This window comes from Limnobacter thiooxidans (assembly GCF_036323495.1).
GTDB classification, from domain to species: domain Bacteria; phylum Pseudomonadota; class Gammaproteobacteria; order Burkholderiales; family Burkholderiaceae_B; genus Limnobacter; species Limnobacter thiooxidans.
Map to the genome: position 1 here is coordinate 2,935,589 of NZ_AP028947.1, position 23,088 is coordinate 2,958,676.

Annotated in this window: 18 protein-coding genes and 1 pseudogene; 10 read left to right on the plus strand and 9 right to left on the minus strand. The window is 52.4% G+C overall.

Annotated features, from left to right (window positions below; genetic code table 11):
- Positions 1-8 precede the first annotated feature (8 nt).
- The 9 genes and pseudogenes from RGQ30_RS13355 to RGQ30_RS13395 all read left to right on the plus strand — a co-directional run bounded on the left by RGQ30_RS13355 (position 9) and on the right by RGQ30_RS13395 (position 8,616).
- Positions 9-683, plus strand: a complete 675-nt coding sequence (locus RGQ30_RS13355) for a Maf family protein (protein WP_130557751.1) — start codon at positions 9-11, stop codon at positions 681-683.
- A gap of 41 nt (positions 684-724) precedes the next feature.
- On the plus strand, positions 725-2,200 hold the full coding sequence (rng, locus tag RGQ30_RS13360; RefSeq protein ID WP_130558042.1) for a ribonuclease G: 1,476 nt from the start codon (positions 725-727) through the stop codon (positions 2,198-2,200).
- A gap of 22 nt (positions 2,201-2,222) precedes the next feature.
- Positions 2,223-3,425: an aminotransferase class I/II-fold pyridoxal phosphate-dependent enzyme gene (locus RGQ30_RS13365; protein WP_130557750.1), complete on the plus strand. Its 1,203-nt coding sequence runs from the start codon at positions 2,223-2,225 to the stop codon at positions 3,423-3,425.
- On the plus strand, positions 3,422-4,177 hold the full coding sequence (locus RGQ30_RS13370) for a hypothetical protein (RefSeq protein WP_130557749.1): 756 nt from the start codon (positions 3,422-3,424) through the stop codon (positions 4,175-4,177). Before RGQ30_RS13365 ends, RGQ30_RS13370 begins: the two co-directional genes overlap by 4 nt.
- Positions 4,178-4,191: 14 nt before the next feature.
- On the plus strand, positions 4,192-4,992 hold the full coding sequence (locus RGQ30_RS13375) for a methyltransferase domain-containing protein (protein ID WP_130557748.1): 801 nt from the start codon (positions 4,192-4,194) through the stop codon (positions 4,990-4,992).
- Entirely contained in the window at positions 4,989-5,618 is a 630-nt protein-coding gene (bioD, locus tag RGQ30_RS13380) for a dethiobiotin synthase (RefSeq protein ID WP_130557747.1), read from the plus strand. The genes RGQ30_RS13375 and bioD overlap by 4 nt, the downstream gene beginning before the upstream one ends.
- A gap of 17 nt (positions 5,619-5,635) precedes the next feature.
- Complete coding sequence (bioA, locus tag RGQ30_RS13385) at positions 5,636-6,994, plus strand: adenosylmethionine--8-amino-7-oxononanoate transaminase (protein ID WP_130557746.1); 1,359 nt, start codon at positions 5,636-5,638, stop codon at positions 6,992-6,994.
- A gap of 3 nt (positions 6,995-6,997) precedes the next feature.
- Positions 6,998-8,002, plus strand: a pseudogene (gene bioB / locus RGQ30_RS13390) (biotin synthase BioB); the annotation flags it as partial.
- Between the two features lie 209 nt (positions 8,003-8,211).
- Complete coding sequence (locus tag RGQ30_RS13395; RefSeq protein ID WP_130557744.1) at positions 8,212-8,616, plus strand: hypothetical protein; 405 nt, start codon at positions 8,212-8,214, stop codon at positions 8,614-8,616.
- A 156-nt stretch (positions 8,617-8,772) separates the two neighbouring features.
- Here the strand turns inward: RGQ30_RS13395 and RGQ30_RS13400 are convergent, their stop codons facing one another.
- From RGQ30_RS13400 to RGQ30_RS13410, 3 genes are all read right to left on the minus strand, one after another.
- The gene (locus RGQ30_RS13400) at positions 8,773-9,843 is read right to left on the minus strand and encodes a porin (RefSeq protein WP_130557743.1); all 1,071 of its coding nucleotides are present in this window, start codon (positions 9,841-9,843) and stop codon (positions 8,773-8,775) included.
- A gap of 292 nt (positions 9,844-10,135) precedes the next feature.
- A complete protein-coding gene (locus RGQ30_RS13405; protein WP_130557742.1) occupies positions 10,136-10,945 on the minus strand; it encodes a hypothetical protein in 810 nt (269 codons plus the stop codon).
- Positions 10,945-12,078 carry a glycosyltransferase family 4 protein gene (locus RGQ30_RS13410; protein ID WP_130557741.1) on the minus strand — a complete coding sequence of 378 codons (1,134 nt, stop codon included), beginning with the start codon at positions 12,076-12,078 and terminating at the stop codon, positions 10,945-10,947. Before RGQ30_RS13410 ends, RGQ30_RS13405 begins: the two co-directional genes overlap by 1 nt.
- Before the next feature lie 126 nt (positions 12,079-12,204).
- On the opposite strand from RGQ30_RS13410, the gene rfaQ reads away from it, so the two are divergent.
- Positions 12,205-13,263, plus strand: coding sequence for a putative lipopolysaccharide heptosyltransferase III (gene rfaQ / locus RGQ30_RS13415; protein ID WP_130557740.1), 1,059 nt, complete (start codon positions 12,205-12,207; stop codon positions 13,261-13,263).
- Between the two features lie 28 nt (positions 13,264-13,291).
- On the opposite strand, the gene msbA is transcribed toward rfaQ, so the two are convergent.
- The 6 genes from msbA to RGQ30_RS13445 all read right to left on the minus strand — a co-directional run bounded on the left by msbA (position 13,292) and on the right by RGQ30_RS13445 (position 22,812).
- Positions 13,292-15,055 carry a lipid A export permease/ATP-binding protein MsbA gene (msbA, locus tag RGQ30_RS13420; protein ID WP_130557739.1) on the minus strand — a complete coding sequence of 588 codons (1,764 nt, stop codon included), beginning with the start codon at positions 15,053-15,055 and terminating at the stop codon, positions 13,292-13,294.
- Between the two features lie 738 nt (positions 15,056-15,793).
- The gene (gene dnaE / locus RGQ30_RS13425) at positions 15,794-19,324 is read right to left on the minus strand and encodes a DNA polymerase III subunit alpha (RefSeq protein ID WP_130557738.1); all 3,531 of its coding nucleotides are present in this window, start codon (positions 19,322-19,324) and stop codon (positions 15,794-15,796) included.
- Between the two features lie 56 nt (positions 19,325-19,380).
- Positions 19,381-20,094: a C39 family peptidase gene (locus RGQ30_RS13430; RefSeq protein ID WP_338284506.1), complete on the minus strand. Its 714-nt coding sequence runs from the start codon at positions 20,092-20,094 to the stop codon at positions 19,381-19,383.
- Positions 20,095-21,205: 1,111 nt separating this feature from the next.
- The gene (locus tag RGQ30_RS13435) at positions 21,206-21,463 is read right to left on the minus strand and encodes a hypothetical protein (RefSeq protein ID WP_130557737.1); all 258 of its coding nucleotides are present in this window, start codon (positions 21,461-21,463) and stop codon (positions 21,206-21,208) included.
- 3 nt (positions 21,464-21,466) lie between these two features.
- Positions 21,467-21,958, minus strand: a complete 492-nt coding sequence (locus RGQ30_RS13440; protein ID WP_130557736.1) for a hypothetical protein — start codon at positions 21,956-21,958, stop codon at positions 21,467-21,469.
- Positions 21,940-22,812 carry a hypothetical protein gene (locus RGQ30_RS13445; protein ID WP_130557735.1) on the minus strand — a complete coding sequence of 291 codons (873 nt, stop codon included), beginning with the start codon at positions 22,810-22,812 and terminating at the stop codon, positions 21,940-21,942. The genes RGQ30_RS13440 and RGQ30_RS13445 overlap by 19 nt, the downstream gene beginning before the upstream one ends.
- Positions 22,813-23,088 lie beyond the last annotated feature (276 nt).

The following is a 23,088-nucleotide window of genomic DNA, read 5'->3' on the forward strand; positions in this document are numbered from 1 at the left end:
AAAAACCGATGAATACGCCAATCAGCCCCCAACAATGTGGCCTTCCGCATGCGGTATGGCTGGCCTCACGCAGCCCGCGTCGGCTTGAATTGCTGCAAACACTTGGGCTGAATGTCACCGTTTTTCTGGCCCAGAACAGCCCGGAAGCAGAAGCGCTTGAAGCCCCTTTTGAGCAGGAAGACCCGTTGGTCTACGTTCAACGGGTGACCCAGTTGAAGCTGAATGCCGCATTGAATGCCATGCGTGAAAAAAGCACTGAGCAAGGCTTGAGCGGCCTGGTACTGGCTGCCGACACCACGGTGGCGCTGAACGGCAACATTCTGGGCAAACCACAAAACGCCGCAGAGGCCTTCCAGATGCTGCACAGTCTTTCCGGCACCACCCACCAGGTTCACACCGCAGTGGCGGGCGCCTGGCTGGACGAAAAAGGCACGACACAAGCCATCCGCTCTATCGTACAAACATCCCAAGTGGAGTTTGCAACCCTGCCAGAAACCTTCATCCAGGCCTACATTGCCAGTGGCGAACCCTTCGACAAAGCGGGAGCCTACGGCATTCAGGGGATAGCTGGTCAGTACGTTCGTCACATTTCGGGCAGTCATTCTGGCATCATGGGCTTACCACTGTTTGAAACCAGCGAATTGATGCGCCTCATCCAAACAGCGGCCCAAAGTAGTCACTGAGCTGCAACAAAAATCGATTCATACCCAAGAAGCAAAAAATGATCAACGAACAAATACTGGTGAACGTGACACCGCAGGAAACGCGCGTGGCCATCGTTCAACACGGGGCTGTGCAGGAACTTCACATAGAGCGCACGTCCACCCGCGGCATCGTGGGCAATGTGTACCTGGGCAAAGTGGTGCGGGTGTTGCCAGGCATGCAATCGGCCTTTGTCGACATCGGCCTGGAACGTGCTGCCTTTCTGCATGTGGCCGACCTGTGGGAACACCGCACCTACAACCACCACCAGTCCAAGCAAAACGGCAACCCACCGCCTGCCATTGAAAAAATGGTATTCGAAGGCCAAACCATCATTGTGCAGGTCAGCAAAGACCCGCTGGGCACCAAGGGCGCTCGCTTGACCACACAGATCAGCCTGGCTGGCCGCATGCTGGTGCACCTGCCCCAAGACCCGCACATTGGCGTGTCCCAACGCATTGAAAACGAAGGCGAACGCGAAGAACTGCGCGCAAAACTGACCCGCTTGCTGCCCGAAAACACTGGCGGCTTCATCATTCGGACCCATGCGGAAGAAGCCACCGACGAAGAATTGACCGCCGATGTGAATTACCTGCGAACCCGCTGGCGCGAAATGCTGGAGTTGACCCGCATGAAACCGGCACCCAGTCTGATTTATGAAGACCTGACCATGGCCCAGCGTGTGGTTCGTGATTTGGTCAGCACCGACACGCAGGCCATTCTGATCGATTCGAAAGAAACCCTGAAAAGCCTGCAAACCTTCGCGCAAACGTATGCGCACGAAGTGACAGATCGCCTTCAATTACACCAAGGTGAACGACCGCTGTTCGAGCTTTACAACATCGAAGACGAATTGCAAAAAGCCTTGGGGCGCCGGGTAGAATTGAAATCTGGTGGGTACCTGATCATTGACCAGACCGAGGCATTGACCACGGTGGATGTGAACACAGGCGGCTTCATCGGCGCCCGCAATTTTGAAGAAACGGTGTTCAAAACCAATTTGGAAGCCGCTCAAAGCATCGCCCGCCAACTGCGTTTGCGCAACCTGGGCGGCATTATCGTGATCGACTTCATCGACATGAACACGGAAGACCACAAGAAAGCGGTGCTTTCGGAACTGCAAAAAGCACTGGACCGTGACCGCGCCCGCACCAGTGTCACTGAATTCTCAACGCTGGGCCTGGTTGAAATGACCCGAAAACGCACCCGCGAAAGCCTGGCGCACCTGCTGTGCGAGCCCTGCCCCAGTTGCCAGGGCAAAGGCCAGGTTAAAACCGCGCAAACCGTGGCGTATGAAATCATGCGGGAAATTGTGCGCGAAAGCCGCCAGTTCAACCCCAAGGAATTTCGTATTCTCGCCAGCCCGGCGGTAATCGACCTGTTTCTGGAAGAAGAAGCACAACACTTGGGCATGCTGGAAGAATTCGTCGGCAAGCCAATTACCTTGCAAGTGGACAACCTGTTTGTGCAGGAACATTACGACATTATTTTGACCTGAACGAATTTTAAAAATAGCTGCGATGAACCTGAGTGAAGCCAGTCAGCAACGCCTTGAACTTCTGTCTCAGGACAGCCTGAAACGGACTCTGCTGCCCTGCCCACTTGATCAGCGAATCTCTGACTTTTCCAGCAACGATTATCTGTGCCTGAGCCAGCGCCCCGAAATCATCGAGGCTGGACATGCCTGTGCACGGCAGTACGGGGCGGGTGCTACAGGTTCGCGATTGCTGTCAGGCAACCTGGACTGCTTTGAACAACTTGAATCGCAAGTGGCCCAATTCAAGAACGCCGAATCAGCGCTGGTGTTTTCCAGCGGCTACCAAGCCAATGCCAGCGGGCTTGCCGCCTTGCTGGATAAAAGCCTTTGGGGTGGCACGGTTGGTGGCACGGTTGGTGGTACAGCCCCCCTGGTTTTCACCGACCGGTTGAACCACGCCAGCCTGCACCACGCCTGCCAACTGGCAGGAATCAGGCAAATCCGTTTTCGCCACAATGACATGGCGCACCTGGCCGAATTGTTGGCAAAACATGCGGAATCGACCCAGCCCAAAATCATCGTGACCGAAACGGTGTTTGGCATGGAAGGTGATCTGCTTCCCGTTGAACAACTGGCGGAAATTGCGCTTGTACACAAGGCAGTGGTGTATCTGGACGAAGCCCATGCCACTGGTGTGTGGGGTCCAAACGGCCGCGGTTTGGGTGCAGTAAAACACCCCGACATTGATGCATTGAAAGCGATGGGCCACTGGATCGTCATGGGCACCTTCAGCAAGGCGGTAGGAGTCAGCGGTGCCTACATTGCATGCAGCGAAATTTTCAAACAGTACCTTGTGAACCGTTGTACGGGTTTTGTGTACTCCACAGCGCCGTCTCCTTTCGTGATCGGCGCAGTGGCCAGGGCACTGGAAATCATCCCGCAAATGGAAACTGAACGTACCGCCCTGCACTTGGCAGCCGAGCAATTGCGCGGGCAAGTGCATGCCTTGGGGTTTGACACGGGTTTGTCGAACACCCACATTGTGCCGCTGGTGGTGGGCAGTGCAGAAGCCTGCCTGGAATTGAAAAGCCATTTGCAACAAGCAGGCATTCGCACATCTGCGGTGCGCCCACCCACCGTGCCACCCAATGCCGCACGCGTTCGCCTAGCCTTGAATACCGGGCACAGCGACGAGTTGTACAGCCAATTGCTGGAATGCCTACAGCAGTGGAAACGCAGGGCATGACGCAGGCAAACATTCAGCGCGTGCTGCTGTTGGCGCATGGCTGGGGCTACAACCACCGCTTCTTTGACCCCTTGGTGAAAGCCCTCCCAAACGCCATGCGCGAAACCACATTGCTAGCCTGTCTTGAAGCGGGTTATTTCGACGACCAGGCCCCCAGCGGTTTGATGGTCTACACCGAAGGCGAATGGATTCACCACCCACTGGAAACATTGCACAGTCTGGTTCTGGCACATGCCAACCTGCCCTGGCTGGGCTTGGGGCATTCGCTGGGGTTTTCAAAGCTGCTGGATTTCTCGGTTCGCTGGCGCAATTTGTTCAGCGTGCATGGCTTCAACCGCTTTGCTGCAAATGCTTTGCAATCCGAAGGCACGGCACCACGGGTATTGGACCGCATGTGCAGGAAAGCTGAACAAAATCTGCCGGAAGTACTGAATGAATTTCATGAACGCTGCGGATTCAAAACCCCATTCACCACCTTGAATAAAGAGGCCCTGATGGTAGACCTGCACAGCATGCAAACACTGGACTGCGCCACGGCACTTCAAGCTGCCCTGTCCAATGGTGCCGAATTGTTTGCCTGGGCTGGCCTTCAAGACAAAATAGTACCCCTGCCCTTGGCGCAGGCCTGTTTTAACGAACCACTGAACAATCAGGGTAATCAGCTCATCACGCTGGCAGCGGAACATGCTGAACTTGCACGCACACCTGCGCTGTATACTGGCACTTTGTTGCCTTTGCTCAACACGCCTTAAACCGCAGCAAGCCCATGCCTGAACACGCATCAACCCGCAAACCTGTCGCCTCACCGCCCGCATCAAGAAGGTTTTCCGATGCCGCCCGTGACTACGACCACCACGCAAGGGTGCAAAAGCACGCAGCCCTTCACCTTGTACAGTGGCTGGAGCAAATGCTTCCCGCAGAGTTTGCGCCCAAGGCCTGCGTGGACGTGGGCAGCGGAACAGGCTTTTTGACTGAGCACCTGCTGAACCGCTTCTCCAACAGTGCCGTGCACGCGGTGGATGTAGCGCAGGGCATGTTGAGTGAATTGAAACGCAAATACCCCACGGAACGTCTGCACACGCACTTGTTGAACGGTGAAGAGCTGGCAGTGGAACATTTGTGGATTCCAAACCATTCACTATTGATTTCTGGTATGTGCGCGCAGTGGTTCAACAACCTCGAGGAGGCCATACGCCGCTGGCTTTCGGTGTCAAACACCGTTGCATTCAGCGTTCTGCTTGATGGTTCCTTCCAGGCCTGGGAAACCGCCCACCAGGATACAAATCAAACCAGCGGGTTACGCCAGTTGCCCTGTGATGAACAGCTGCAAGACATTCTGCACACGCTGGTGGCCGAGGGTATTGTGGCAAGCTCGGCAAACCACACCAAAAACTTTCTTGATCATCATCCTGATGGGCTTTCCTTTGCACGCAGCCTGCGCGCTATTGGCGCGGATCAACCCCGCGTGAACCACACGCCTGTCAACTTGCGCAAGGTGATTTCAGCCTTGGGCGATGGCTGTACCATGAATTATCACGTTGGTTTTTACTACCTGGAACGGCCGTGAAACATGTTTTTATAACCGGCACAGACACCGGTATTGGCAAAACAATCACCAGTGCCTGGCTTTGCCAGCACTGGCAGGCCGACTACTGGAAGCCGGTCCAGAGCGGGTTGGAAGACGGCACAGACAGTGAATTGGTTTCGGGCTTGAGCGGCGCGCGCGCGCACCCTGAAACCTGGCGCCTGACCCAACCCCTATCTCCGCACCAGTCAGCCGATCTAGATGGCGTCAAGATTCAGTTGAATGATTTCACACTGCCACAAGCCGAGCGCCTGGTGGTGGAAGGTGCGGGGGGCTGCCTGGTGCCACTGAACTGGCGCGACACCATGCTGGACCTGATGAAACACCTTCGCAGCTGCGCCCTGCTGGTGGCCCGCAGTGGGCTTGGCACCATCAACCACACTTGCCTGTCACTCCAGGCACTGAAAGCCGCTGGCGTGCCTATATTGGGCGTCATCATGGCTGCAGACCGGCTGAACCCGCCCAACCCCGCCAACCGCGAGGCCATTGAACATTTTGGTGAAGTACCGGTGTTGGCTGAATTGCCCTACTTCGAGCACCTGACAGCCCAGGCTCTTTCCGAGTTTACAATGCCAGACCGCCTTAAGCGTGCCCTGGACAGCCTGTAAATCAGGGCAATACAAGAATGACCCTTCTTTCACACACCGAACTGCTTGAACTGGATGCGCAGTACTGCTGGCACCCTTTCACACAAATGCAAACCGCTACAGCCCCACTGGCTGTTGTGCGTGGGCAAAACGAATTTCTGTTCGATGCCCAAGGCAAAAAGTACTTTGATGCAGTGTCGAGCTGGTGGGTCAACATTCATGGTCACAGCCACCCCGCGATTGCGCAAGCAATTGCCAGGCAAGCGGCTGAGCTTGAACACGTGATGTTTGCCGGTGTGACCCACCCGCCTGCCGCGCTGCTGGCGCAACAACTGATACAACACGCCCCGACCCCCATGGCCAAGGTGTTTTATTCTGACAACGGATCCACTGCCATTGAAGTGGCCTTGAAAATGGCCTTTCAATACTGGCAAAACAAAGGGGTCCCTGATAAGAAGCGCATCATCGCACTGGAAGGCGGCTACCACGGCGACACCTTTGGGGCCATGGCTGCTGGCAAATCAAGTGGTTTTTACGATCCCTTCAAGCCGTGGCTTTTCGAAGTGAACTTCATACCCACTGGCGTGTGCCACTGCACTGAAGAAGCTGCGCTGGCCACACTGAATCAATTGCTTGAAGACAGTGCTTCCGATATTGCCGCACTGATACTGGAACCCCTGATACAGGGTGCCAGCGGCATGCGCTTCATGCGCCCCGCTTTTGTGGCGGAGCTGTGCAAGCGCTGCAAGGCTGCCGATGTGCTGGTGATTTTCGATGAAGTGTTTACCGCATTTGGCCGAACCGGCACCCTGTTTGCCGCCGATCAAGTAGCCGAATTTGGCGGGCAAGCGGACATGATTTGCATATCCAAGGGCCTGACAGGCGGCTTCATGCCAATGGCCGCTACCTTGACCAACCAGGCTGTTTACGATGCCTTCCTGAGCGACGAAGTGGGTCGTGCGTTGCTGCACGGTCATTCCTACACGGCAAACCCCTTGGGTTGCGCCGCTGCGCTGGCCAGCCTGGCCCTGTTCAGTCATGAATCAACCTGGGCAAGCATGCGCAATATTGAAGCCATTCACCAGAGTTGGCTGCCAACCCTTGCCTGCCACCCCTGGATTGAAAATCCGCGCGTATGCGGCACCGTGGCGGCCTTTGAGCTAAAATCCAAGCAAAGTCAGTGCGGTTCTTCCTACGGTTCCAATACAAGCCAATGGATACGCGAAACCTTTCTGGAACTGGGCATTGTGGTGCGCCCCTTGGGCAACACGGTGTACTGGGTGCCGCCTTATTGCACCGCCCCCGAAACACTGGAAAACGCTTACCAGACACTGATGCAAATACTACAACGCTGGGGCAGTTTGACTGCACCTGGCCCCGGAAGCGAATTGTTCTGAAGGATGCACATGGAAAGCCAAATCACCTGGGTAGAGAATAAAAAAGCCAACTCACCCGCAAACAAGGCCAATGCAGTAACAGATACCACACGCTGGAGAGTGGAGGCCATTGAGGCTTTGTTCGCGCTGCCATTCAATGACTTGATCTTCCGGGCACAACAAGTGCACCGCGAGAATTTCGATGCCAACACCGTACAGCTTTCAACACTGCTGTCGATCAAGACCGGCGGTTGCCCCGAAGACTGCGGCTACTGCCCACAATCGGCGAAGTACAACACCGGCGTTGAAGCAGAAAAACTGATGCCGATAGACGAGGTACTGAAGGCCGCCCAAGCGGCCAAAGACAAAGGCGCAACCCGCTTCTGCATGGGTGCCGCTTGGCGCAGCCCTAAAGATCACCAGGTGGAAGCCGTGGGTGAAATGGTTGCAGCCGTCAAGGCCATGGGCCTTGAAACCTGCGTCACCTTGGGCATGCTCAAGGAAAGCCAGGCCAAACAACTGCAAGAAGCCGGGCTTGATTACTACAACCACAACCTGGACACCTCGCCTGATTTCTATGGCGACATTATCAGCACCCGCACTTACCAAGACCGGCTTGATACGCTGGACCACGTGCGCGATGCTGGCATCAAAGTATGCTGTGGAGGCATTGTTGGTTTGGGCGAAACCGTGACCCAACGTGCAGGGTTGATTGCGCAACTGGCCAACATGGCCGAACCGCCTGAAAGTGTACCCATCAACAATTTGGTGAAAGTGGAAGGAACCCCGCTGGCTGACAATGCTGAAATTGACCCACTGGATTTTGTGCGCACCATTGCTGTGGCCCGCATCACCATGCCCGGCAGTTTTGTGCGTTTGTCGGCTGGCCGCGAGAGCATGAACGAGAGCACCCAGGCGCTTTGTTTCCTGGCAGGCGCCAACTCCATTTTCTATGGCGAAAAACTGTTGGTAACAGACAACCCTGAACTTGAACGCGATACACGTCTGTTTGAGAAGCTGGGCTTAAAGCGACTTGAGAACTAACACCTAAAAGCCGTTGTTTTAAAAGAAGAATCAAATTAAGAATATTTGACTTTCTGATTCAAATCAATGATTTGACGGCACAAAGCTCACCTTAATGTAGCTTTGTGAGCTACTGCTTTGCGCGCATAATTAAACCCTTGAAGGCGAAACAGCTGAAATTGCCGAAATTGGCAGCTGTTGAAGGGAAGAAGAACATGAAAAAAGCACTTTTAATTGCCTGCATTGCAGCAATGCCCACACTGGTCAGCGCCCAAGCTGGCGGTGTCACCTTGAACATCGACAACCAAAGCCCCTTAAGCAAATGGGGTCGCTGGACCAGCGCCGAAAATGGTGGGTTGGGCTACGGATTCAAATTGAACCAGGAACGCGGCCGCGCACCGATGAGCGCACAGTGGAGCTCGGGAGACTGGGTGTTCAAGCTAAGCCGTGAAGAAGGCAGCAAAAGGCCCGACTTGTTTTTTGGCTTGAAAGTGGCTGAAAGCCAGTTGCAAACCACTTCATTGGGGTGCATGAGCGACAGCGGCAGCAGCGTTGGTCGAAATACCAACCGATACAGCAGCACCCTGTGTGGTGTTCAACTGGATATGAATTTGCAGTAAGGCCCGATAAATGATTTGTGAAACCGAAAAGACCTGACCAATTTGTTCAGGTCTTTTTTTTGGCCTCTATCTACTAACAAAGGCTGAAATAGAAAAAGCCACCCGAAGGTGGCTTTTTCAAACTCTGCATTCAAACCAGGCCAGCCTGGCGTTGAATTAGAAGTTGTGACGCAGACCAACTGTGAAGTTGTCCTGATCTGTCTCTACGCGTGCGCCAACTGTGTTTTCAGTTGTCAAACGGTTGAAACCAACGTATGAACGTGTACGCTTGCTGAAGTCGTAGTAGTAAGCAACTTGAGCTTGAGTCAATTCATTACCGGCAACCAGGTTGTTACGCTCTGAGTCAGAGTAAGAACCGAACAGACCGCTGTTGGCGCTCAATGGAACAGTTGCTGACAACAGGTATTCTGTGTTGTCGTCTTTGCCGTTACCTGCGTTGGTACCGTACAGTTTGGTTTGTGCAACCAGACCGGCCAATGTGAATGAACCGAAGTTGTAAGAAGCAACACCCTGAACTGTACGCTCTGGTGCAGCTGCTACTGTTGGGTCATTACCTTGCTGGTCAAACATCTGCAAGCCACCGCCAAGAGTCAGCGCGCCAACTTTGTAAGTTGCTGCAACTTCAGTTTCGCGAACACCGTTTTCTTTAACTGGTGTGTTGTTGGCCTGGTCGTTGGTACCGCGCAGTGCGTGACGTGCTTCCAGAGCTACACCAGCGATGCTTGTCTTGTAACCGAAAGAGTTGTCGGTACGCTGTGTACGTGAAATTGCAACGTTGTTGGCCAAAGAGGCAACACCACCGCCAATAGTAGTCAAAGGACCACCTTGGTTAGAAACGCCACCAGTCAAAGAAGCTTGGGTATACAAAGGAGCAACTGATTCGTTACCACCGTCTTGCTTACCAGCTACGAATGTACCCCAGCTACCTTTCAAACCGATGTAAGAGTGACGACCACCCACACCAGCGTTTGCATCAGCAGCTACAGAAAATTCGTAGGCGAAAATGGCGCTCAAGCCACCGCCAAGGTCTTCAGTACCGCGGATACCGAAACGTGAAGAAACGTCTTCCAGGGCGAAGTTACCGCCTGTGTCACCGGTTGGTGCGCTTGTGGACTGGTGATCCAGAGCTTGGTGTACACGACCGTACAAAGTTACGTTTGATGAATCAGCAAATACTGGAGCGGCAAATGCCAGACCCAGAGCAGCAGCTACTAGCTTCTTGTTCATATTTCACCCTTATTAGTGTTGGTTGAATCTTTGCCACCATTTACGGCGGCACGAGAGACAATGTACACGCGGACCCTTGAGGCAACCAACCAAATCCTGCTGTGAGTATCGCAAAACTGGTGTTTTTGTCGCTGACGTGCAACAGGCAAAACCGATGAAAGCAATAGTGGCCGCATATTGGCAATAGCTGTGGACCGCCCTGCAAGCCGCAAAAAGCCTTGCGATTGAAAAGCTTGGGGTTGTTTAATGCGTGGTGTACGCCCCAAGATGCCAGCACTTTGTAGCAGCAGAATTAACTGTGACTTTTACCCAACAACAGCAGCTCTGAACGACCCATTTCCTGGCAAATCAGGGTGATATCCGGCGACAAACTGATCACCCCATCTGCATACGCAATCAGGCCCATGGCTTGCGCCCTGTTCAATTGAAGCCAGTCCGGGTGGCTTTGGGAGATTTGCCGCACAGCAAGGCGGTTGCCTGTGGTCACCACCGCCACAGTGGGTTGAGAATTTTTCTTGAAAACATCACAACTCTGCACGCTTGCCCACTGTTGCTCCAAAGTGAAACCGTTGCCCGCATAATCGCTCAGCAACACCAGGTACTTTGGCAAATTGGGTGAACTTCTTCTGTGAAGTTGCGTGGCAAATGCCAAGGCTTCCGGGCCAGCTTGCAAGGTGGGTCGATCAATGGCCAGAAACCATTCCAAGGTATCAGCCATGCAGCGGCCGGAGACGCCCAGGCGGCTGAAGTCTTTCTGAAAATTTTTCAACGCCTGCTGATCTGCAGCCTTATCGCCTGAGCAAACAAGCACAGCAATGCATTCATCCAGTTGCAGGCCACGCAGTTTTTTGAACTGTGCCCTTTTTTCAAAAAAGAAGGAAAGACGGGATTGCGTGACACGCCGGGCTTCCAGGCTGCGAAGGGGAATATAACCAGACACGCGGTCGTCCATTTCAAACAAGTACAGACTTTCGCGAGGTCCAAACAACACCCATTCAGCCCCTGGGTATTCGGCTTGCAAGGGCCCCAATACCGCCCGCGCAGCCAGGGCATTTTCCAGACCGCCACCGAACCACAGACCAATACGCGTGGCACGGCCCATCAGTTGCGCCCCAAACGCGGTGTTTGAATGGTGCCTACCAGGCCGTTGATGTTGCTTTGCCGGCCAAACTGGGCCACCACGGCCTGCTGGCCTTTTGCAGCCATGTCGCGCGCCTTCTGCGGCTCGCCCAGTACGGTAGTCAATGCCTGCACCCAAGTATCCAGAGCACCGGGGGCATGGGGGGCGGGGCACACATAACCAGTAATGCCACTTTGCACCGTTTCAGGCAGACCACCCACGTTGCTCACCACCACGGGTACGCCCAAACCGAGCGCTTCAATCTGGCTCATGCCCAAGGGTTCATAGCTCGACGGCATGACCAGTACATCAGCCCGCTTGATCAATGGGGCAACCGGGTTCAACATGCCCGGCAGCACCACATGCTTGAGCAAGCCAAGGCGTTGGGCCTCTGTTTCAACGGCTTGGCGGGTTTCACCCTCCCCGGCGGCCACGTACAACAAGTTGGGGAAACGCGGCAACAGTGCTTTGACCACCTGCAACATGAAACTGTGGCCCTTCTCGACACGAAACATGGCTGCATGAACTATCACAGGGCGTTGTTGCAAGTCGTTCAAACGGGTATCCAGTTCAGCGGGCAGCGCACTTGTGGCCGCTGCAACAATGCGCTCGAAATCGATACCAGGGTACAACACACCCACTTTTTCGGGCAGCACACCACTGTTTTGCAACAATTGATCTTTCAGCGCCTGGCTGGGCGTGAAGGTCTGATCAAACATCTGGTTGTAGGTAAAGGCCTTGGCAGGGCCCGGCTGGTAAGTGCGCATGCGGATCAACATGGGGCGGGGTTTGAGCAAACCGACCTTTGCCAAGGTATGCACCGTGAGTGAGCACAAGTTGGCATCGTGACTGCTGTGGCAAACTACGGCCACCGGTTTGTGGCGCCGAACCAGATTGGCCAATCTGAGCACACTAGGCGGGTGAATGGCATTGCGAAATGGCACGTATTCGACGTTCAAACCCAGCTTGTGCGCTTCCTGCGATATGCGGCTGCCTGCCCGGCACAAAATGTAAGGTGTATACCCCTTCGCTTTCAGGCCAACAGCCTGCTCAAGCAATTGCAGTTCTTGCCCACCGATATTTTTAGAACTTTCAGAAAAGAAAATGGGGGTCATTTTGATTTGGAGACAGAATTGGTTTGAGTCGCGGTCTATATTCGCTTTATATTACGCCGCAGTTTAATGCGCCTGAACAGGTACATGGGCGTGAATTCACTCTAATCCTCACTGGGTTGAAATACCTTGCAAAAAATTCTGGTGATCAAATTAAGGCACCACGGCGACGTGCTGCTGACAACGGCTTTGTACCACGCGCTGCACACGCAGTTTCCCGACGCGCAGGTGGACACCCTGATTTACAAGGAAACCACGCCACTGCTGCAAAATAACCCGCACCTGAACCGGGTGCTGTGCATCGACAGGAAACTCAAAGGCTTTACGCGCTTGAAAGCGGAAATGGGCTTGGTATTGAATGTAAGGCGCACTGGTTACGATGTGGTGATCCATTTGACTGACCAATGGGTTGGCGCACTGCTGGCCCGTTTTTCAAAAGCGCCCGTGCGGGTTCAAATGGCGTATGCCAAGCGCGACAAAGCCCTGTGGCACGCCTGCTTTACCCACCGCATCGTACCTCCTGCACGCGGACAAGCACACGCTGTGGAGCTTAACTTGCTGTGCCTGGAAGCTTTGGGTGTGAACCCGCGCAGCCTGCGCGGTGAAATGGTGTTGCGTCCGAGTGCCGAGAATCTGGAAAAGGCGGATCAACTGTTGAGCACCCAAAGCATTGACGGGCCTTTTGTACTGATACACCCGGCGGCCCGCTGGCCCTTCAAATGTTGGGAAGACAAAAAATTTGCCGCCGTGGTTGTGCACCTGTTGAACAGCGGTTTGCATGTGGTGCTGACTTGCAGCCCCGACCCCGTGGAAGTGGCCATGACAGCTGAAATCGAGCGACTGGCCCGTGAAAAAACAGGTAACGCCCCCAGCAAACTGGTGAATGTGGGTGGCCAAATGAGCTTGCCCCTGCTGGCCGCCTTGTTGAAGTTGAGCAAGTTTTATGTGGGTGTGGATTCTGCACCCATGCACATGGCGGCAGCATTGAATGTGCCCCAGGTGGCCTTGTTTGGCCCATCGTGGGTTCAGGAATGGCGACCTTGGTCTGACAAGGCCACGGTGATTTATGCGGGCGACTTCGGCCCACTTCCCCACCCCGACAGCATCAACACCGACGACACCACCCGTTTATTGGCAGCCATTCCCACCGAGGTGGTCATTCAGGCTGTGGACCAGTTGATGAAATAAATCTGGGCAGATCGGGCCTAAAGCCTGTTCAATGGCTGTTTTCACCAGACTGGTTTTGTATGGAATGCAGGTAGTGGTACTTGCCCTGTTTGGCCAGCAATTCCTGGTGGGTGCCTTGTTCGATCAACTGACCTTGATCCAGCACGATGATGAAATCGGCCGTGGTCAGCGTGGACAATCGGTGTGCAATAACCAGCGTGGTGCGGCCATGGCGCAGACGTTCCATGTCTTCCTGCACTTCACGTTCGGCCTCGGAATCCAGCGCCGAAGTCGCTTCATCCAGAATCAGGATAGGGGCGTTTTTCAAGAAGGCCCTAGCAATTGAAATACGCTGGCGCTGGCCGCCGGAAAGCCTCAGACCATTGTCACCCAGCACCGTATCCAGGCCGTGTTCCAGTTTTTCAATGAAGGGCAAGGCATTGGCCATGCGGGCAGCTTCCAGAATGGCTTCGTCAGTGGCACCACGCATTTCACCATAGGCGATGTTGTTGCGCACGGTGTCGTTCAGCAGGTGACTTTCCTGGGTAACCACCGCAATTTGGCGGCGCAGGCATTGCAAATCCCATTGCTTCAAATCCACGCTATCGAGCTTGACCACCCCACTGCTGGGGTCGAGAAACCGGGGCAACAGATTAATCAGCGTGGACTTTCCGCCACCCGACACACCCACAATACCCACGGTTTGACCGGGCTTGACCCACAAATTGATTTGACTCAGCGTGGGGGCGTCGGCCCCGGGAAAAGTCAGGCCGACCTGGTTGAACTCGATGTAGCCCAAAGCCCGGTCGGTAGTGTGGGTGCCACTGGAATTTTCAATGGGGCGATCCACCACTCGAAACACGTTGTCCGCCGCGGCAAGGCCTTTTTGAAGTTGCTGGTTGATGTTGGTCAGCCTTTTTACAGGGGCCAGCAGCATCATCATGGCAGTCATGAATGACGCAAAATCTCCAGCGGTCATGCTGTTGCTTTCAGCCAAAATGCCAGCGAAGTAAACCACTGCAGCCACGGCTACAGCCAGAATCCACTGCACAATGGCAGAGTTGGCAGCACTGGTGGCCACAAGCTTCACGCGCGACTTCATGATTTCATCAGCGCTTTTCATGAAGCGCTCGGTTTCAACTTTCTGCGCACCGTAAATCTTGATGATTTTCTGGGCACCAATCACTTCAGAAATACTTTGTACCAAATCGGCATGCGAGGTTTGCGCGCTGTGCGCGAAGCGGTTCAAGCGCTTGGCCGCCACAGAAACCCCAACGGCGATCAAGGGCAGAATCGCAAAACAGATCAGGGTGAGCTGCCAGTTGGTGTAGAGCAAAATAGCCATCAACCCGATGACAATTGCGCCGTCGCGAATCAGCACCGTGATGATGTTGAAGCCGGCTTCAGTTACGGCGTCCACGTTAGTGGACACGGTGGAAATGATTTTCCCGGCGGGTTGCTCGACGAAATAGGAATTCGGAAAACGCAAAATACCCGAGAGCATGTCGAAGCGCAGATCGTGAACCACAAGACCCGCCAACTTGGCACTGCAATACTCGTTTATGTAGGTAGCCAGTCCACGAACCAGAAACAACACGATAATTATGACCGGCAGCCATTTCGCCATTTCCGTGCGCTGACCTGAGAAATTCTCGTCAATCAACGGCTTCATCAGGCTTGCAAACAACGGCTCGGTGACAGCTGCAAACACCAATGCAACAAGTGAAGTCGTGAACAAGGGCCAATACCGGAGGCTGTAGGAAAGCAAGCGCTTGTAAAGACCTTTGGCGGTGTAGTCTATGTTGTTGGGCATGCAGTGCGAGTTTGGATTGGATGGTCGAAGTTTACACGAGTCTCAATCGTTAGCCTGCAGGATTTGTTGAGGCGCACTCGGCTTGAAGCCAGTCGGCTTTGAGCCCTCCCGGCGCGAATTCCATTCGCACACCTGTTTCAAAATTCGCTGGTTAGTTTTGTGCCCACCCGGCGCGAATTCCAGTCACTCGCCAGAAAACCTTTGGATCCCTTTTTGTATTCACATTGACTCAATCCATTCGACAAAACAGATGGTCGAATGGATTGTCGGCTTGCAGCCGAACGTTGCATGTGAATTCAAACGGGCAGGTTTTCTTGAAGGCGACGCGACTGGAACACCGCCGCCGATTGGGCAGAGAGCCGGCAGTGATTTATCGCACGGGTGAGCGTAATCGCACAGGGCGAGCGACCAAACTGGCGGCAAGTTGACCCCCAGATCTGGCTAAGCAGCGACCTGCTGATAAAAATCACCGTCGGGCTTCCAGCCGCCCCGGCCGTGCACTTGCCTGTTCCGCAGATTCAGGAAACCGCCCCGTTTTGACCCGCCCACTGCGTGTGCCAAAAGGGCACCACAGAGACTCGGCCATCTTTTTTGCCGAGGCGCTGTGAGCAGAGGGTGGGATCAAAAAAGGGATCAGCGGTTTTCTGTGCGGAATCGGGCAAGGCACGCCGGGGAGGCTTGAAAAACTGCTGGGAAGGCTTCACAGACACCGCCGGGCAAAAACAAATCTGGTCGCGTTCAGCCAAACACCCATTTGGCTTTGCCTTCACCCAACCAACCTTGCATTTCAATCAGCAAATCTTCTTCAGGCCGCACCTTCCAGTCGCTGCTCAACTGTGCAACGCAGGCGGCCTGCCCGTTGTGGTAGTCGATCTCGACCAAACAACCCTGCTCGGGGTCACGAAAAGGCTCCAGCATGGCGCGAAGCTTCTCTGCATCCGATTTGCCGTTCATGCTCAGGCGCAAACGGCTTACAAAATGGGCCCTTGCGCTGGCCAGTGAATACAGGTTCTCGGCCGAAATCCGCAAGCCACCCGTGTACGAATCTTCGGACACCTTGCCCTGCAGCACCAGCAGGGAATCTTCTTTCAGCAGGGTGCGGTTGGCTTCAAACTGCTCGTTAAAAATCGATAGTTCGACCTGTGCGGTCGAATCATCCAGCAACACAATCGCCATTTTTCCGCGTTTGGTCATCATGGTACGCAGGGAGGCGATAACCCCCGCCATCCACACCATGTCACGCCCTGGCGACAAATCTTTCAAACGCAGTTTGACGAACTGGCGAACTTTGTCTTCATCGGCCTTGAACAGGTGGCCGCTGAAGTAATAACCCAGCGCCGCTTTTTCCTGCTGCAACTTTTCCCGTTCGCTCCACGCGGGCACATCGACCAGCGCAGGGGGCGCGTCGCCACCCAGGTCTTCCCCAAACAGGCTGACCTGCGCTGCAGTGGCGGCCTGCTGTGCTGCCCATTCCATGGCCTGGCCTGAACTGGCCAGCAACTTGGCCCGGTCAGGATTAAGTGAATCAAATGCACCAGCGCGAATCAAGGCCTCAATCACTCGGCGGTTGATCTGCTTGCTGTCTACGCGCTTGACAAAGTCGAACAGGTCATTGAACGGCCCATTGGCGGTGCGTTCAGCCACAATGGCTTCACAAGCGGCCTGCCCTGTGCCTTTGACTGCACCTAAACCATAACGAATGGCACTGGCGCGCTTTTCGCCACCCACGCGCACTGCAGTGAAACGGAAATTCGACTCGTTGACATCGGGACCGAGCATGGTGACGGTGGTGCCGGCTTTTTTGCCTGGCACCTGGCACATGGACATGGCGTCTTCGACAAAAATTTTGACCTTGTCGGTGTCGTCCATATCGGAACTCATGGACGCGGCCATGAACTCTGCCGGGTAATGAGCCTTCAACCACGCGGTGTGGTACGCAATCAGCGCATAAGCAGCCGAATGTGATTTGTTGAAACCGTATTCGGCAAACTTTTCCATCAAGTCGAAAAGCTGCTTGGCCACCGCCGGCTCAACACCTCGCTCCGTGGCACCAGTCGTGAAAATTTCACGCTGCTTGGCCATTTCCTCGGGCTTCTTTTTACCCATGGCGCGACGCAACAGGTCAGCGCCACCCAGGCTGTAACCTGCCAGAATCTGGGCGACCAGCATCACCTGTTCCTGGTAAACAATCACCCCATAGGTACTTTTGAGAATGCCTTCCAGCTTGGGGTTGAAGTACCACTCGGCGCGGCCTTTGCCGGTTTTCGAAGTTTCCTTTTTACGGGCAATGAAGTCGTCCACCATGCCTGAACCCAATGGGCCAGGGCGGTTCAGCGCCATCAAAGCGATGATGTCTTCAAAATTGTCAGGCTTGAGCTTTTTTTCAAGGTCTTTCGCGGAACGCGATTCAGACTGGAAGACCGCTGTGGTGTTGCCATCGGAAAACAACTGGTAGACCGCCGGGTCATCCAGCGGCAGGTCTTCCAAGCGGAAGTCGCGCATGTCTTCGTAGTTTTCGCGAACCCAACGCACCGCCCAATCCAGAATGGTCAGGTTTCGCAGGCCCAAAAAGTCGAACTTGACCAAGCCAACTGCTTCCACGTCGTCTTTGTCGTACTGCGACACCACGGAATCGGTCGAGCCATCGGCGCAATACAAGGGGCAGAAATCAGTCAGCTTGCCCGGTGCAATCAACACGCCCCCGGCGTGCATGCCCACGTTGCGGGTCAAGCCTTCGAGAGGACGCGCCACAGAAATTATTTCACGGGCTTCGTCTTCGTTTTCGACACGCTCGCGGAACGTGGGCTCGTCGGCCATGGCCCGTTCAAGGTCCCAAGGGTCGGCAGGGGTTTGCGGGATCAGCTTGGACAGCCCGTCGCAATACATGTAGGGCATATCGAGCACGCGGCCCACATCTCGAATAACGGCTTTCGCGCCCAGGGTACCGAAGGTGGCAATCTGGCTGACCGCATCGCGCCCGTAGTTCTGCTTTACGTAATCGATTACGCGGTCGCGGTTGTCCTGGCAAAAGTCAATGTCGAAGTCAGGCATTGAAACCCGCTCTGGGTTCAAGAACCGTTCGAACAGCAAGTCGTAGCGCAAGGGGTCCAGGTCGGTAATGCCCAATGCGTAGGCCACTAGTGAACCCGCACCGGAACCCCTGCCCGGCCCCACCGGCACGCCGTTGCTTTTTCCCCAGTTGATGAAGTCCTGAACAATCAGGAAGTAGCCGGGAAAGCCCATACCAATGATGGTGTCGCATTCGATTTTCAAACGCGCTTCGTATTCCGGGCGCATTTTTTCCCGTTCCTCGATATTCGGGAACAGGTGCACCAGGCGCTTTTCAAGCCCCTCCTTGGACAAGTGCACTAGGTAATCGTCCAGCGTCATGCCTTCGGGTGTGGGAAATGCGGGCAGCTTGGGCTTGCCCAGTTCCAGCGTCAGGTTGCAACGCTGGGCAATTCGAATGCTGTTGCGTATGGCACTGGGAATGTCGGCGAACAGTTCAGCCATTTCCTGCGCAGTCTTGAAATATTGCTGCTCGGTGAAGCGGCGCGGCCTGCGCGGGTTCGACAGGATTTCGCCCTGCGCAATGCACACGCGTGCTTCATGCGCCCGAAAGTCATCGGGCTTCAAAAACTGGATGGGGTGAGTGGCCACTACCGGCAACTGCAATTTGGCCGCCAGCTGACAACTCAGATTAACCAGATTTTCCGCCTGGCTTGAGCCATCGCGCTGAAGCTCGATGTAATAACGGCCTTCAAAGTAGTGCAGGAATTTGCGGGCGGAATGTTCTGCTCGCCCCATGTTGCCACCCAGTAAAAACTGACCGACATCGGAATTTACAAACCCGGATACCGCGATCAGCCCATCGCAACCCACTTCATCGAACCACTCGAATTTCAGCGTGGCCTTGCCACGTTTCTGGTTGCGCAAAAAGGCGCGGCTCAGCAATTCGCACAGCTGCAGGTAGCCTTTGTGGTTTTGTACCAGCAAAAGCACGCGTGCGGGTTGTTCGTCATCGCGCTCGCTTTCAATCCACACGTCGCACGCTGCAATGGGCTTGACCCCTGCACCACGGGCTTTGCCATAAAACTTGATCAGACCAAACAGGTTGGACAGGTCAGAAATGGCCAGCGCGGGCATGCCGCAGGCAGCCGCGGCTTTGACGGCGTCGCCCACCCTCACCATGCCATCGAGCACCGAAAACTCGGTGTGCATGCGCAGGTGAACAAAAGTGGAAGGTAGAGGGTGGGATGGATTTGTCATCTGGGCATTTTACTACCAAGTGACTGGCAAACGATTGAGCTTGTTCAATCCATGGACTAGAACGAAGGATGGGCCAAGTGCAGCATCGCAGCCTGGGATCGCCGTATTGGCGCTCGATTAAAATAGTTTTGAATAACGTCTATTTCATCATGCTTGACTGGGAGTACCGCCAGAAAGCGGCCGCGAAGATTGTCATCTACATCAGCCTCGTGGTTGTTCCACATGTTCAAAAACTGGGATTTGCTTAATGTGACATGCCCCAATGACGGATCTGCCAAATGCACCGTGTTGTTACCCACTCCCTTGAGGACTGAAAAGTGTTCTGTGGAGCGGTGCTTTAAGTAGACGAGTACAGGCGCTTTGAGCTTTAGCAACTGGTCAAATGTTGCTGCAAAGCCTTGAGCTTTGAATCCAAAGGCGGGCAACACACGCTGCATGTCTGCAAAGCTAGCCCGGGCATCGCCTTTGTCCAAAGCTTTCAGCAACTCTTCTTCGGAAACTGACTGACCATAAAACTCATTCAGAATTGTAGCCAGACCGGCGGCACCGCATGAGTAATCGAGGTCCTGCTTGACGATGCCTTCATCACGGATGGACTTCCAGCTTTTTACTTGCAAGGTCAGAACAGATGATGGAGTTAACAAAATTGTTTGTCCATAAAGGCTAACCGGGAAAAGAAAAACGAAATAAAATGAAAACAATTTTTTATTTAGAAAAATGTCTAAAAAATTACTCAAATAAATAGACGCATCTTTACCTTTAATCATCATTCGAATTTTTTGAAATAATACGCCATGGATAAAAGTATATTGCCGCTAAAAAACTCATAAAAAAAGAAAGAAGAGAACTTACAAAAACAACATAAAACAAACTCAAATTCTTTTGACAAGCCACCGCAAATAATAAAAAAAAAACAAAAGAAAAAATAAAAACCAAAACAATTGAAATCAAAAAACTTATTTTTTGCTTATCAAGCAGGTTTTTTATAACATCAAGAAAAATCAGGAAAATATCATTCAAACTCAACCCTCTTTTTTTACCTCGCTAAGTCGCTCCAACCACTTGCACAGATAAAAAAATATATGAAGAAACACAGAAAAAAATAAAATAAAAATCCATTTAATTTCATCAGGCTCAGTTTTGCACATTTTATTATCGAATACAATTACCAATATCCAGAATGAAACAACACCCAAAAACTGCAATAAAACCTTCACCACAGAATACGGCGGCATAGACAACTGATAACCCACTAGTATCAGCAACGATATAGCCAATGGATCATATGACCTACAAAAAAATTTCAAATCAAAAAATTGATCAAAAATCAATTCAATTACACCCAAATATTTAAAACAAAAAATCGATTACAAAAAAATTAAAAATATTCACCGCTTCTTAAGCATCAAAAAACTTCTTCTTTCATAAAAAAACATTCCAATGAAGAGCACCAATAAAAAAACTGACAACGAAAAACTCCAATAATCTAAATAAACGCCAAATTTCAGAAAATAAAGAAAAAGCGAAATCCCAGCTACAAAAAATAAATACCGAAAAAAATCACCTTTCACGAGACGATATAAACATCCGCTTAGCACACAAAAAGACATCAAAAAAGTTAGGAACAAAACTATAAAATCAAAAAAGATCACAACCCTCCCCAATCAGAATCAAAAACACCAATTGACGAAGATTTTTACTCGCAGCATTAGACCTTCTCGTTGATTTTTTGAAAAAATAAAATCCCGCACTTTCCAACGAAAAAGGAGTTATAAATACCTTCCTAAAAAACTCAATTGTTATTTTAAAAATCAATCTTATTTTTTTGAACCTTCTTCAATATTTTTATAAACTACACACATAAAAATTAATTTGATATTTTTAAACACTAACATAAGCAGAGGACTGCCAAAGCATATAAATAAGAATAAATGCCATCCATCTATTAGAAAGAAAACTCTTTACAGACAATGAGTCATAGGGATAAATTTTTCCAGATTTTTCTATATCAACAACTAAAAACCCAAAGACTATAAAAATCCAAGGAAGGAAACCCAACCAGTTTTCATAACTGGGAGCCAAAATGATGGCAGCGCATTGAATAGCTGCTGCCGCTAACTTTTTAAGATGCGCTGCCATTTTTTACCAGCCGTTATAATCCATTACACCACCAACCAAACTTGAGGCCATATAAGCGTTCGCCCCCCATATTGAAGCAACCGCTCCGGCACCGGAGCCCGCAACAAAACCAGCCCCCGCTGAAGTGCCAAAAGAATACCAAGACCAAGGAGAACCACCGATCACTGTTCGATAAGCGTAACCAGCACCGCCTGCCGCCGCACCAAGTGCAGCTCCATATGGATTAAAAAAAGCACCCTCCGTTTCCTTCATTTCCTCATCACTCAGCGAAGCAACTTCTACTCTGGCTATCTCTGAGTCAAACAAAGAAGCATAATCCGCAGCTTCAAACGCCGGCGATTCCTGTGCATGCGTCTGCTCTGCAAATGCGGGGGTCACAACGCTTCCCACCAGAATTGTTGCGATAAGACTCTTATTCAGCTTTTTCATATTTTTTCCTGAAATAAATCCGGGTGCTGTTAGAAAAGTCGCTGAACCTACAAGGTTTGCAGCCAACTTAACCTCAGGTCAGCACCCTGCCCACCTGAAGTATTCGCTTTGAGAGAAAGATTGATGGAGGATCCTTTTTGCAGGCCATAACCAACACCCAAAACCAAGCTGGTTTGGGTACGACGAGCAAACAAGGACTGGCCGTTGATTGAATCCGCCTGTTTTGCTGTCCATTGAAAACCCGTGCTCAATGACACACGGTCATTCGCAGCAAAAACGACGGTTGGGGATATCGTCCAAATGGCTCCTGGCTTTACGTTTGCCCCGCTCTCATTGCGAGAAGCACTTGCCCGGTACGCAGCAGTAATTGCAAACACAACAGGATCAATGGCCTTGTACGCGGTCAAACCAATCAAAGTAGATTTCAAATTACTTGAACCTGAACCACGGTTTTCATACAAGGCGAGTTCGCCGAACCCGAGGAGGGCAGGTGTTTGATCATCACCTTTGAATTCATGGGAAATGCCCACCCATGCGTCAGCCACATAAGAATCTGACTGGCTACTGAACCCCGTTGCACCAACCTGTCGACTCTCATTGAACAAATACGACACACGGGAAGTGATTTCAGTTTTGGAAGTTACACCATAGCGAAGTCCCAATGACCCCACCAAAGTATCCGTATTGTTTTGAATTTGGCCTATTTGGGTAGGTATGACCACAAATGAAGTTGGACCAGTTTGAATCAGCAAGGGCTCACCAACAAACAAACCCGTCTGGTCACTATTCGAATAGGTGCCGGTGAGCTCCAATCGATAACGACCTTGGTCAGTCAGAATTTCTTCAACCTTGAGAGGTATGTCTGCTTGCGCAGCACTGACCGCATTCAAGAAAAGCACGCCAACAATCACATGAGACAACAACCGACACCGCATTCAATGGACTCCAAATTTAAGTGGAGACAACTTACAGGGATCAAAAAACTTCATATGGGTTGTGTCGCTCAAACGGATTACACCGCATCGCTCGCTAGGTATCCCTCATTTAATTTTTCGTCCAAAAATCAGATCCGCAGCTTGCTTGAGCAAGACTTGATTTTTTTCACCAGGAACCAAGGTTGTGACTCTTGAATGTCATACAAAGCGGACCAATTGAATTTTGCCCAAAACAACTGAAGTATCGCTTTGTAAAAACAC